Annotated in this window: 11 protein-coding genes; 7 read left to right on the top strand and 4 right to left on the bottom strand. The window is 34.4% G+C overall.

Annotated elements, in window-relative coordinates; all coding sequences use genetic code 11:
• Positions 1-658 precede the first annotated feature (658 nt).
• A complete protein-coding gene (locus ADJ83_RS26965) occupies positions 659-739 on the bottom strand; it encodes a hypothetical protein (RefSeq protein ID WP_311226016.1) in 81 nt (26 codons plus the stop codon).
• Between the two features lie 656 nt (positions 740-1,395).
• On the opposite strand from ADJ83_RS26965, the gene ADJ83_RS18215 reads away from it, so the two are divergent.
• The 7 genes from ADJ83_RS18215 (at position 1,396) to ADJ83_RS18185 (ending at position 11,272) form a co-directional block, all read left to right on the top strand.
• On the top strand, positions 1,396-2,247 hold the full coding sequence (locus ADJ83_RS18215) for a heteromeric transposase endonuclease subunit TnsA (protein WP_031539037.1): 852 nt from the start codon (positions 1,396-1,398) through the stop codon (positions 2,245-2,247).
• 140 nt (positions 2,248-2,387) lie between these two features.
• Positions 2,388-4,397 carry a Mu transposase C-terminal domain-containing protein gene (locus ADJ83_RS18210; protein ID WP_204375776.1) on the top strand — a complete coding sequence of 670 codons (2,010 nt, stop codon included), beginning with the start codon at positions 2,388-2,390 and terminating at the stop codon, positions 4,395-4,397.
• Positions 4,390-6,042 (top strand): ATP-binding protein, encoded by a 1,653-nt coding sequence (locus ADJ83_RS18205; protein ID WP_031539043.1) that lies wholly within the window; start codon positions 4,390-4,392, stop codon positions 6,040-6,042. The genes ADJ83_RS18210 and ADJ83_RS18205 overlap by 8 nt, the downstream gene beginning before the upstream one ends.
• Positions 6,043-6,048: 6 nt before the next feature.
• Positions 6,049-7,956 carry a TnsD family Tn7-like transposition protein gene (locus tag ADJ83_RS18200; RefSeq protein ID WP_035416626.1) on the top strand — a complete coding sequence of 636 codons (1,908 nt, stop codon included), beginning with the start codon at positions 6,049-6,051 and terminating at the stop codon, positions 7,954-7,956.
• Positions 7,957-8,127: 171 nt separating this feature from the next.
• Complete coding sequence (locus ADJ83_RS18195; RefSeq protein ID WP_048718591.1) at positions 8,128-8,841, top strand: type II toxin-antitoxin system PemK/MazF family toxin; 714 nt, start codon at positions 8,128-8,130, stop codon at positions 8,839-8,841.
• A gap of 218 nt (positions 8,842-9,059) precedes the next feature.
• Positions 9,060-10,253 (top strand): hypothetical protein, encoded by a 1,194-nt coding sequence (locus ADJ83_RS18190; RefSeq protein WP_031539048.1) that lies wholly within the window; start codon positions 9,060-9,062, stop codon positions 10,251-10,253.
• Complete coding sequence (locus tag ADJ83_RS18185) at positions 10,250-11,272, top strand: hypothetical protein (RefSeq protein WP_031539049.1); 1,023 nt, start codon at positions 10,250-10,252, stop codon at positions 11,270-11,272. Before ADJ83_RS18190 ends, ADJ83_RS18185 begins: the two co-directional genes overlap by 4 nt.
• Before the next feature lie 212 nt (positions 11,273-11,484).
• Here ADJ83_RS18185 and ADJ83_RS18180 read toward each other — a convergent pair whose 3' ends face one another.
• The 3 genes from ADJ83_RS18180 to ADJ83_RS18170 all read right to left on the bottom strand — a co-directional run bounded on the left by ADJ83_RS18180 (position 11,485) and on the right by ADJ83_RS18170 (position 13,405).
• Positions 11,485-12,237, bottom strand: coding sequence for a helix-turn-helix domain-containing protein (locus tag ADJ83_RS18180; protein ID WP_031539050.1), 753 nt, complete (start codon positions 12,235-12,237; stop codon positions 11,485-11,487).
• A gap of 13 nt (positions 12,238-12,250) precedes the next feature.
• A complete protein-coding gene (locus ADJ83_RS24475) occupies positions 12,251-12,799 on the bottom strand; it encodes a GNAT family N-acetyltransferase (RefSeq protein WP_051641000.1) in 549 nt (182 codons plus the stop codon).
• A 96-nt stretch (positions 12,800-12,895) separates the two neighbouring features.
• Positions 12,896-13,405, bottom strand: a complete 510-nt coding sequence (locus ADJ83_RS18170; protein WP_031539052.1) for a hypothetical protein — start codon at positions 13,403-13,405, stop codon at positions 12,896-12,898.
• Positions 13,406-13,507 lie beyond the last annotated feature (102 nt).

Genomic DNA, 13,507 nt, shown 5'->3' with positions numbered 1-13,507 from the left:
TGTTAAATAAAAATAAAGTTTGCAGAATGAGAAAAAAGTCTGCTTAAGAAGAAAAAAGTTTGCTTAAAGTCTCGTGGGTGTATCCAGAGTATGGGTATATTCACGAGGCTTTTTTATGTTTATTGTGGGCTACCAAAGGGTTTTCGAGAGGGACAAGGTGACACTTACGGGCTGGGTAATACCGTATAGGTCATCGCCCATAAAAAAATAAATATATAAATAATTAGGCAGAGGTCAAGTGGTAAGTATGGGGAATGACGGTGGTACAGGGGAAACCGTAAGATATAGTAGTGTGCCTCATCTTTCAAGGGAAGCGCACGTCCAGTAACGTGTAACAAGCCCCAAGCAAGGTCCTCGCCCTTAAAAATAAATATATATAAATAAATAGGTATGGGCCACGAGGTAAGTATGGGAATGGCGGTGGTACAGGGGAAACCGCAAGGTATAGTAGAGTGCTTCCTCTTTCAAGAGAAGTCCACGTCCATGAAGGTACACCATGCTTCAGACTTAAGCACTCGCCCATAAAAAAATAAATAATAATAAAAATAAATAATTATGTATGGGTAACGTGGAAAGTATGGGATTGACGGTGGTATATGAGAAACCGTAAGGTGCTATGTATGAGGCCGATGGGTTAAAGGTATCTTCGATACCTCATTTATTGGCGAGGTGCGAATATCATTACTGAAACACCCACTAAACAGATACCAGCATCTATCCAATCGTATAAATAAGGTATACCCCATCCTCAAATACGGAAGGACTCCTCCATAGCAGCATATACTCCGCATGGGAATGCTCGAAATGTAGTAATTACCACCTTATTACGCCAAGTCAACTCCTCCGAAAACACCCCATTAATGGCTTATCTTCTCTTAACCATAGCCAATTAAGATCCCCCTCCACCAATTTCGGCAATTCCAACAAATTTAAAAAGTACAATTGCATAGGCACCTCATTAGAAGGCAAGAATCGGTTATGGTACAGGGGGCACCGTTAGGTGCCCTAATTGGGTTTTGGTCACTCCTCTAGATGGTGATCTCTCCACTATGTTTAAGCAAACTTTATTCTTATCTTTTTTATTTTTAGAATTACTTTTCTGCTGAAAACGGGCAAATCTTTGAGCAAACTTTATTCTCATTAAAAAAGTTGGGTAATGCCTTTGAAGTCATATGTGGCAAGGGGTGAACGTGATTCCTCGCTTCTGCAAACTTTATTCTAATTTAACATAGTTACAAAAAATTATTTGCAGTAAATAACTTAGGTGAAAGAAGAATGATAATAATGTTCCCTTAAAATCATAAAAAAGATTGCTGAGGGATATTGAATGTGTCTAACCGGCCCGTTAGAATCGAGTTACTAAAATTCACCTTATCGTAGTAGAGGAAGTGGAAAATGACTAAACGTAATCAATCTTGGAATGAGAATAAATATAATCGGTTTGTTAAAGATGGACGGGGACAGGGAGCAGGCAAGGAATATAAGCCATGGTTGACTATTCAGGATTTTCCTTCTATGGGGAGAGTATCACGAATACTAGGGTGGAAGAGTGGTAGAGTACATCATTTATTTTCAGATTTGCAGGCTCGCTACTTTTATCTGCTGGAGTGGGAAGATACAGTTGTTGACATTCGAGAACATTATCCCCTGTTGGACCTTGAAGATACTATTCAACATAAATCGGATTTGAATTTCAAACTATTTACAGATAAGGATAGTGGATATCCATATATACTAAGCACTAATTTCCTAATAACGATAAACAGAGCAGATGGAGTTAATTTGCATTTAGCCAGAAGCATAAAAATGGCCTCGGAACTTGAGAAGAAAAAGACATTGGAAAGATTAGAGATTGAACGCCGATATTGGACGGAAAAAGGAATAGACTGGGGAGTTGTTACTCAAAAAGAAATTTCTAATGTGCTTGCAAAAAATATTGAATGGGTCCATTCCTGCTTATATTCATATGCTGAAAGAGGTTTTACACAGGATGAACTGATTTATTTAGGCAACTCTTTAATAGAAAGATTAGTAGATGCCAAGCATTCAATTAGAAAGATTACCGCTGACTTTGACAAGGAATTTAATTACGATTCAGGAACAGCGTTGTTTGTGTTTAAGTTTTTAATTGCTTCCAAACAGATTGGGATAGATATGACTAACCAAATTGATGTAAATCTATCCAATCCAACAATAGAAGTAAAGCCACGAGTTACACATGAGGAGGTAAAAAGAAAATGCTTGTAGTTAATAGTCTTATTTCCTTTACTGATTCAGAAAACGAGAGAGTAGTAGAACGGGTATTATGGCTTAATAAAGAACATGATTATGGGTATTTTTTTAATATTCATACCACCTCTTTGCCTTATGAAAGGAATATTTCAGAAGTGGAAGAGGGGCTTAACAAGGGTAGCGTAATTCTTGTTGAAAAGGACCCATTCAGTCGGTTGATAAATGAAAATGTTATTCCTGAAAAACATCTGTCCTTACGTGACAGTACTTGGGAAGTCATAAAGGATATTGTGCAGTTAGAGCCATTTGTTTACCATTCAGCAGAAAGAAGAAAATTAATTCTAAAAAAGTGTGAAGCCCACAATATTCACGAAAGCACTGTTATTCGCTATATAAAAAAGTATTGGCAACGCGGCAAAACAAAAAATGCTCTTTTACCTGACTATTATCTGTGTGGAGGTAAAGGAAAGGAAAAAAAGTCCAGTGAGGTAAAAAGAGGACGGCCAAGAAAGCATGGGCAGGTTACAGGTGAAGGAATAAATATCGATGAAAATATCAAAAAAATGTTTAGGTCTGCTATAAACAAGCATTATTACTCCTCTACCGAAAAATCACTTACTCTAACCTACGAACTTATGTTAAAAGAGTATTTTAGAATGGATAGTAAAGTGAAAGGGAATGTAGAAATACCCGTAATAAAATCCTATGGAGAGTTACCATCACTAAATCAATTTAGGTATTGGTTTGAAAAGGAAAGAGATATCAAAAGGGAAATTAGCCAAAGAAAAGGTCGGAAAAATTATGACCAAAATCATAGAGCAATTATTGGTGAGTCAACAACAGAAGCATTAGGTCCCGGTGCAGTTTATCAGATTGATGCTACAATAGGCGATTTGTACTTGTTATCAAGATTTAATCGTGACTGGATAATTGGACGACCTGTAATCTATTCCGTAATGGATGTTTATAGCAGAATGGTAGTCGGTCTGTATATAGGTTTAGAGGGTCCATCTTGGGCGGGTGCAATGATGGCTTTGGCTAATGCTGCTTCTGATAAAGTTAGTTTTTGTCGGGACTTCGGAATTGAGATTGAAAAACATGAGTGGCCAGTCGCGCACCTTCCAGAATCTATTTTGGCTGACCGAGGGGAATTAGAGGGAAGTAAAGTTGAGCCTCTAATTAATAACTTTGGAATAAAAATTTTAAATACACCTTCATACAGGGCTGACTTAAAGGGAATAATTGAACAACATTTTCGAGTTACCAATACAAGAACGAAGGCTTTTCTTCCGGGTTCGGTAAAGCCTGTTAAAGAACGTGGTGATCGTGATTACCGTTTGGAGGCACAGTTGGATATTTACCAGTTTACTCAAGTGATTATCAAATGTGTTTTATATCATAATAATCAACATTATCTTACAAACTATCAGCGTGAAGAAATGATGGTGGAGGACGGAATAGAGTCTATTCCAATACAACTCTGGGAATGGGGTATAAACAACAAATCTGGAAAGTTACGTCATGTTTCAGAGGATGTTGTAAAACTCAATCTCATGCCAACGGGCAAGGCTACCGTAACTGCAAAGGGGATTGCGTATAAAGGATTACTCTATGGATCAAAACAGTCTTTAAAGGAAAGATGGTTTGAAAAGGCTCGGAACCGGGGCACTTGGAAAATTGAAATAAGTTATGATCCAAGAAATATGGATTATTTATATTTACGGGATGAAAATGGTTTGAGTTTTGATAAATGCTTTTTATTGGAACATCAGCAACGATATAAGGGCAAGGTAGTTGAAGAAATTAATTACTTGCTAGAATACGAAAAACTGAAAGAAAAGAAGCACAAGGAGAAAGCAATACAGTCAAAAGTTGATTTAAACACTGAAATTGAAGCGATTGTAAAACAGGCTAAAATGGAAACATCTCAAAAACAAACGGATGTAATTAGTAAAAGGGGCAGAATAGGGAGCATTCGTGCAAACCGTGCTGTTGAAAAAATGATACAACGTGATGAAGAGGCTTTTGAATTAAATAAAGTTAATTTAGAAAACTCTAAGATTGTTCCTTTTAATCAATCAGAAAGTGATGAATTTATGGGAGATTCAGGGTTTGATTTGTTGTTGAGAAAGCAGAAGGAGGCTTTAAAAAAGAAAGATGAATAAAATTATTATTCCAAATGGCAGTGATGCGGTTATTGCTGAATACGGGGAACAGGTTATCAAGGAATATAGTGGGAATCCTTTCATTGAAGCACTTCCTTCTATACTCTCTACAGAGGAATCCATTGAAAAAATGGCTATATATGCTGATTACAACCCAAAAGAAAGAATGCTAGATAAACATTATCGCATTCATTTGGTTCAAAGATTATTCCAATGCTTTCAGCCGTTATGGATACACTTGGATTTGGAAAGTAGAATCTCTAGGGTAATTCGACAGGGATATTTGGCAAGGAATCCTTTTCGAGCCGGGTATGCACAGGGTTTGCAGGAAGGACATCGAAATATCAAAGGATTGCAAAGTGAATTAAGCAATAATAGTGTTTTTAGAACAACTGCAGCAGGTTTTACAATAATCGGTGTAAGTGGCATGGGAAAAACAACTGCTATAAATAGAATTTTGTCCTTATACCCTCAAGTTATTGTTCACAAAGACTATAACGGAATAAATTTCAGTATGTATCAACTTGCATGGCTTAAACTCGATTGTCCTTTTGATTCTTCCTTGAGAGGACTAGCCTTGGAATTTTTTCGAAAGGTCGACGATTTATTGGGAACAGAATATCACAAAAAATTTGGGCTAGGTAGAAAAACGATAAATGATATGTTGGTGATTATGTCTCAAATAGCGAGAAACACAGGGCTGGGTGTTTTAGTTATAGACGAGATTCAGCATTTAAGTAAAGCAAAAAGTGGTGGGGATCAAAAGATGCTGAACTTTTTTGTAACACTAGTTAATACAATTGGTGTTCCAGTTATTTTAGTAGGAACTCCCGCTGGATTGTCTATTTTGCAAAGTGAATTTAGACAGGCAAGGCGGGGAAGTGGTCAAGGAGATATGATTTGGGATAGATTAAAAAACAACCAAAACTGGGAGTTATTGATTAATGCGCTTTGGGGTTATCAATGGACCAAGAAACAGATTCCTTTAACAGATGATTTTAAAAATACCTTGTATGAGGAAAGCCAAGGTATTATTGATATCGCGGTAAAACTTTACGCCATGGGTCAAATTGAGGCCATTATGACAGGTAGGGAAGAAATAACACCAGAAACCATTAGTCAGGTGGCTAATAAGCATTTACAACTTGTTAAACCAATGATTCAGGCTTTGAAGTCGGGCAACATTAGTAAGATTGCAAAGTTTGAGGATATCAGTACCGTGGATGTAGATTTTTTAGGATTTATGGATAGAGAAAGGGCATCTATTGATTTGCAAATGAAGATGGAGGCAATAAAAAGAACGCAAAAGAAAAAAGAACAAGAAATGAGTATATCCATAAAAGAAAAGGCAATTTTGAAACTTATAGAATTGGATTTTGAGCCAAACGAAGTTCAAAAGGCTGTAGAGGAAATTACTGAAAAAGAGGGGAATTTGGATATAAACGAATTGGTTGTGAGAGCCATTCAGGGAATATCTGCTGCATATAAACGAAAGAAAAGGTCAAAGAAGGAAGAATCTTCAGTAGTGAATGATATAAGGAATTTAGTTGTTGAGGGACGAAAAGAGTACAAGACAGCGTATGAAATTCTTAGTAATGGTGGCTTTATTAAAAGTCATGAAAACGATTTTTATCGGACAGGGTGATGGGAAATGATGACCTTCTTTCCTGTCCCGTATAAAGACGAACTTTTATACAGTGTTTTGGCGAGATACCACGTACGTAGTGGAAACGTCAGTATCAAAGCAACACAAAAGGATGTATATGGAACGGACAGTATTACAGCAATAATGGACTTGCCTTCTCATATCTATCGTATTATGGAAAACCTTCCTGCCGGGCATCATTATACACCCGAATACCTAATTGCAAATCATACACTTTATCCATTTTATGCTGCTTTCCTGCCTCCTGACCATGCTGCTAAAGTTAAAGAATCTATGGTTGGGGATAATGGTGGCAGCATTTATAATAGGATTGGTTTGATGGCAAGTTCAATTAAGTTGAATCAGTTCTTTAAATTTTGCCCCCAATGTATTGAGGAAGAGATGAATAACCTTGGAGAATTGTATTGGCATAGAATCCATCAAATACCGGGAATTCTTGTTTGCCCAGATCATAAGACGCCACTGTATGATAGCCAAGTCCCGGTTAGGGGTTATAACAAACATGATTATAGATTGGCTGCTACTGAAACTTGCAAAATAATTACTTGGGAATCAAATTACACTGATAAAACCGTGGAAAAGGTAATCAATATTACAGAAGATATTAAATTTCTGTTAAGTAATAAGGTGGAAAGTAAATCGTTGGACTGGTTTAAAGAGCAGTATTTAAGTAAGTTAAAAGAACTTGGTTTTGCAAATGTAAACGGTAGGGTAAGAAAAAAAGAGTTGCTAGAGTCCTTTTTGGATTTTTATGGACATGGATTACTGGAAAAAATGCAATCAGATATTAATAATAATAACAATTGGCTAAATGATATGCTTCGTAGAAACAATAGGACTACCCATCCCTTAAGACACCTATTATTTATACAGTTCCTCGGAATTTCCATTTCAGATTTTTTTATTAAAAAAATCGACTATAAACCGTTTGGAGAGAAACCTTGGCCATGTTTGAATCCTGTTGCTAGTCATTATTTGAGCCCTGTTGTTACCGACATAGAATTAAGGTATGGCACGGATAGTAAAAGTCCTATTGGGATATTTAGGTGCGATTGTGGTTTTATTTACCTCAGAACAGGTCCTGATCAAGAAGAGAAAGACAGATACAAAATAACCAAGATTAAGCAATTTGGCCCTGTATGGGAAGCCAAATTAAAACAACTTACTAGACAAAGACTAAGTTTAAGGGAAACGGCAAGGCAATTGGAGGTAGACCCAGCCACAGTCAAAAAATATACTAAGAAATTAGGTTTACAAACATATTGGATAAAAAGAAGTGAGGAAGAGGATAGAAGTAAAAATCCCATTAAGCAGGATTCTCCTTCCGAGAATAGAGAAGGATACAGAAGAGAATGGCTTAAATTAAAAAAACAGTATCCCAGCAGCAGTAAAACAGAATTACGCCAACTTAACAATAGAGTGTTCACATGGTTATATCGTAATGATAGGGACTGGTTGAATCGAAACTCCCCTAATTTAAAATCAACCGCGAATGATAATCATAGGGTTGACTGGAAGTATCGGGATGAGGAAATTTACGAAAATGTAAGAGTTGCAGTCAATGATTTGTTATCTGCCGAGAAGCCCAAACGTATTACAATAAGTTCAGTAGGCAGTAGAATTGGAATTAGACCATTATTGGAAAAACACCTTGATAAACTTCCAATGACAAAAGAATATTTGGAGGAACAAACTGAGAGTATTAAAGATTTTCAAATTAGAAGGTTACAATGGGCAGTACAGGAGTTGCAGGATTATGGACAGGATTTAACATTATGGAGAATATACCGTAAGGCAGGAATTAGAGAAAAGTTCCAGATGGAATTACAGGAAGAAGCATTAAAATTAATTGTTGAGAAGAATAACTACACGCTCCACAGGTACCATACTTAAGGACACAAAATACAAAATATATACAACAGTGAAAAGCAGGATTTATTTCCTGCTTTTATTTTATTTTTGATGTCCTTTGATTTCGCCAAAACAAGATTTCTACTTTTATATTCACAATTATTACGATAAGATAAGATAGTAAATTATATACAAGATTTGGGAGAGGTTGGATTGCGTACAAAAAAATATAAGACTAAATTGAAATCTTTTAAGGGTATTCCAAATGAAAATATACCTAAAATGCATGAAGATATACAGTTAATAAAAGATAGTAATGAACTTTTATCAGAACTATTTAATGAAATTATGAAGAAAAACCAATATTATGGTATTCGTTGGTTAGTTGGTTTAGAGAGATATGTCAAAGACCAATCAAGAAATTTACCTCATCTCTTTAGGAGAAACTTATCCAGAGGCCATATAGTAGAAGTAGAGTTATTTGGACATTTTAATAAGGAATTAACTTTCTTACATCCTGCAGTAGTATTATATGATAATAATAAAGGACAACTTCTTGTAGCACCAATATCTACTGGTAAGTATGGTGATACCGATCCTCTTCATATTGATGTTGATTCGGCAGATGGATTGAATCATGGAAGTGGAATTTGTCTAGAGGCTATTCGTGGAGTAGATAAAAATAGGGTGTTATTTCAACATGAAAAAAATGGCAAAAAGGCTAAGGTAAGACCTGAAGTGCTTGATAAGATTGATTTAACAATTATGGAGCACTTTATGCCTAATATGTTTCATAAACTTACAGAAATAGAAAGCAAATTAGCGGAAGAGCAAAAGAAGAATGCTGAGTTATTAGAAGAAATTGAAGATTTGAAAGAGCAATTGAAACAAAGTGCCTTGCAAACAACCGCTGCAACAATTGAATAATAAAATATTGCAAAAAGATGGAATATGTAGTACACTATCGGTATATAATATAGTATGTTGTGCCTTAGCGCACCGCGTAACTGAGCGCATTCAATGTTTGGGAACATTGAGTCATAGCACTCCGCGCAACTGAGCGCACTGTTCCCAAAGAACCCTCTTCATCGTTGGATGAGGAGGGTTTTTTCGTACATAGAAACTTTTAACGTGGGGGTGTTGGAATGGATAGAAAATGGAAGTCTAGGGAAGATATTTTTAATTATCTAGAAGAGTATTCTCAGAGTACTAAAGAACAAATTGATAATTATAAAATGAAAAATACACTCTTAAAATCATATGTATTTGAAACATTTGATCAGAGCCTATTTGAGTCTTCAAATGTTTTAACTGAATCCATGAATGTTCAGAATTTATTTGGGGATACAAAACATTCCCTTCAACAAATAGATGAAGAACTGTTTATATTAAATGAGAATGATAAATTAATCGGTTTTATAGAGCAAATAAACTCTAGATTCTGTACTTTATATACAACGGAATCCTCAAAGTATTCGGATCATCTTGCGACAATGTATGTAAAAAAATCTTCAATACTAGATTCGTTGTGGATTTCAGGTAAGATGTATGACAACTTTTTAGAAGAAATTACTTCAATTCATCACCCTGAACGTTTTACTAAAATGAAATTTGAGTTCAATGCCATGTTTGAGAAAAACTTTCAGATTCAAGATGAAATCATTGAACACAAAGTTTCCTCAGTATCATTAGTAGAAGAATTAGGTGGTATAGTTGATAAACTTAACGGAGTTAGGAAATACTTTTCTTCTTTTCACTCAGTTGGAAGTTTACGGTTTCCAAGCCATGTAGGAAAAGGTGGTCATGATGTTTACCAAAATGGTAAATTCACAAATCGTTCGGATAGTTTCTCAGACCATAGAATGCAGTTAAAACAAATTGTTGGCATTTATCAAAATATGACAGAGCGTTTGGAACAAAAAACTTGGATAGAAGTAGAGAACATAAAAGGAAAAGATATATCGGTAATCAATTCATTTAAAGCGAGTCCTGTTACAATTAGGTTTAATAAACCGTTAAGCAGTTTCGTTTTTAATAATTTTATTGAATATACCTTTCCCAAAGGTAGAGAGCCATTTAAAATTTATGGAGAAATTAAAAGGGTAAGTGAGGAACGGGTTCACATTTACGGGGTAGACCTTCACTTATGGCAAAATGTTGTTTTAGATTTAAGCACAGAAGAATTTATCTTATTTCTTCCAAAAGGTACTTGCGGGAACACAATACATCGACTTGTAACAAATATTCAGAGATTTTTAGACCCACAAATTGATGTATTTATTGGAGATTATCCTTATGAGGGTATATTAAACCAAGTAATAGGTGGTGAAGATTATTGAATTTAGATTTGAATCCGTTATTTCAACTTAATTTATTAATTCATTTATGCCTTCCCTACCCTAAAGGTTCTAATTTTTATCCATATTTCAACAGAAAGGGTTACACATTAAAACAAATTGAAAAGCCTATTTCACTAGAGCCGGGTAGTATAAAAATTCTTAAAGAATTATTTGAACCCAAAAAAGCAGTAACACCAGAAGTGGTTTTATATAAAGACAGTAATAATGAATATTTATTGATTGAATGTAAGGTTCAGAATTTTGATATTGATTGGACCCATCATGGGACAAGGCAGGCTGCTGGTTACCTAAGTCTCACACCTGAACATTTAAAAGATTTTTTGGGGTTAGAAAGTAAATCAAAAATAAATGCAAAAATCATGTACGGTGTTAGTCAACAAAATCAAAAAAAATTAACCACTACATTGGATTCCATAAGTAATATTATTAAGGTTAAATTAGGACAGGTTATGCAGCATGATGTATTTGGGATAGAAGTTAAACCTGATGGATTATATCTTTCGGTACTTGAGGGCAAAAAACTGGATAGTTATAAAGTAATAAATGAAAAAGCCTTATTGAATAAGAGTTTAATATATATTGTTCCTGTTGATATCAACGGCCAATTAGAGAAAGAAAATGAAGACATTTTACAAACACAAGTAAGAAATTCATTAAGGAGTATAATTGGCAAGAATATTGGATCACAACCATTTTCGTTTAATAGCACAAGCATTTGTGAAAAAATAAACCCTGTTTGGGGTCAATTGCCTGCGCCATTTAAAAATAAGATGAAGCGTTGGGTTCATAATAATACTAAAGAAGTTATCGAGCAAATCGTTCAAATGGGTGTAAGCATTACAATACACGAACAGAATTACTCATTTGGTTCTGTTGACGATAAAAAGGTGAAAAGTGTAAGAAGATATTTGCTTTCAGATAGATTTATTGAAACTGGAAGTCATATATTTGAAAGTTCAGAACAAATGACAATCGATGAATTTTTAGATGTTGTTTAGGTTATATAAGATATCCACTTAATATAATTAATCATAATAATATATTTTTCTTGAAATATAGATAAAATGAAATCCGTGAAATTTATTTCATTAAGGATAATTTTAAACTCCTATATTTGAAGTTGTTTCATATAAGTAAAAGAGCACATCCCTTGAATTTAGGATATGCTCTTTTTACATTGAAAAATAATAATTGAGTATCATTTCAAGATCTAATATGTACTTTCTTCTAGCCTTTTTAGTGCCTTTTCGTATGCAGCGTTTCTTTCTCTTTCCTCCCAATCAAGTCTTTGTAAGATTCGTTGCCAATAAATATTTCCATCATCTGCGTATGATTTAGCAGTCTCTCTCCATAGATATGCTTCAGCCTCTTCAAGGACAATATAGTGTCTACTATAAATTTTAAAGTGAGGCATACCATCTTCTTTGATTAAACTATAAATTGTAGAAGGGCTTGTCCGAAAATGGTTTGCTGCTTCCTTTATAGTCAAAACAGTTCTTCCATAGTAACTTTCCTTGTCTTTCGTTGCATAGTTTTTTATTTCATTTGAAAAACTGGCCAATTCCTCTCTGATTATCTTTCGAAGTATTTCATCAATCATAGTAGGTTCCTCCCTTGTCTTTTGAAAGTCGGCAATTTCAGATTGAACTGATTTAACATCCCAATTTTTATCTGGATCAGTCCAGCCAAACTTTTTATAACTCTCAATTGTTTCCTTAATTTCATTTTCATCTAGTATTATCCGAGATTTAACTTTTCGATGTGGCATTGCTCTTGATAGGGTCAATTGTCGAATTACGGAAGAACCAATACCAGTTAACGAGGATACTTCTTTAATAGTTAGATATTTTTTAATTGGATATTTTTCACTCTTGTTTAATTTATTTACTGAAATAGATATTTCATCTTTAACGATGGTTTCCAAAAGGTGCTCAAATGAAAAACTACTTAACTTTTCCCCCATTTATAGACCTCCCTTATTTAAAATTTTTCCATTTTAAATCACCTATTTTTAGGCTGTCTTTACTATTTTCAGCCAAGATCACTTCAAAATTGTGCTTCTTATAAAAATGAACTAACCTTTCTAAATGGTCAAAATCAACACTGGATATCCAACCAGTGATACTATCTATATTCCTTTTTTTTGCAATCTCAATAAGGGTGCTAAGTAGTATGCTTCCATAACCGTGGTTGGAAAGATATTCTTCAATTTCAATATCGGCTAAAGAAATATCAGTAAAGTCATCGTTGAAAAATGCTTTTAAAACTGGATCAGGGTGGAGAATCCCTTTATTAGTTATTACTCTAATTCCAAGAAAGATTATAGTTTCGTCCTCCTTGGGAGTTTCTTCATAAAAGTGCCTATATAGAATTAAATTATGATCACCATTTTGGCCTCTTGAAATTATTTCAAAACCTTTATTTGTTATATTTTCAGTTTGATAGTTTATCTCAAATTCAATATTATTTTTTCGTTTTAATGGTGAATTTTTAGTTCTGCTAAAAATTTGATCAAATATATTCATCAGTAGCCTCCTAATTCAATTTTTCGAGTTTATGTACCACTTTTATTGTGTGCTGTTATATATAGAATTTTTGGAATATCGATTCCTAGAGTTATTTTATGAAAAATAGTCTTTAGAATGTTTTAGTAAGGTTAGCCCAGCATTCTCATATCTTGCTTTAATATTGGTTTGATCCCAGTTTAAAGGCATTACTCTTCGAGAAAGATTCTTATGTTCTTCTGAAGTAACTGTTGCTGTCCAAAGGTACTGATTTATGATATTCCTAACGAATTCTTCAGTAAGACTTCCTTCTATTGCTTTTTGTTCGCATATATCTTGTACGTATTTCTTCTTTGGAATAAGATGCTCGTACTCTAATCCTTTAACACTATGAGTCTTGAGAACTTCTAATGCTGCTGGTGTCACATAGTCAGTAGAATATCGCTTGTCATTCCACTTTTCAGGTAGGTTTCTTGTGGCTAAATTGATATGTAAATTTGCGAGAAATTTACCCTTACCTTCGTGAATTCCCTTCATAAAGAGTTGATCATGAAATGGGAGATTACAAAGGAATTGATAATACTTGTTTGCCAAAATATTTATAATACTATCTCTGTCATATACCATTAATGTTCTCCTTATATTAGATCAATTTGATTTCTTCTCTCTTTCAATTATAAATGAAATTAGTTCTAACTTTCACTTAATTAAAGGTCATGCACCGCTATA

It is taken from the genome of Bacillus sp. 522_BSPC (assembly GCF_001076885.1).
Taxonomy (GTDB): domain Bacteria; phylum Bacillota; class Bacilli; order Bacillales; family Cytobacillaceae; genus Niallia; species Niallia hominis.
The sequence above is the reverse complement of the archived record's forward strand: the minus strand, read 5'-3'. Positions and strand labels throughout refer to the sequence as shown.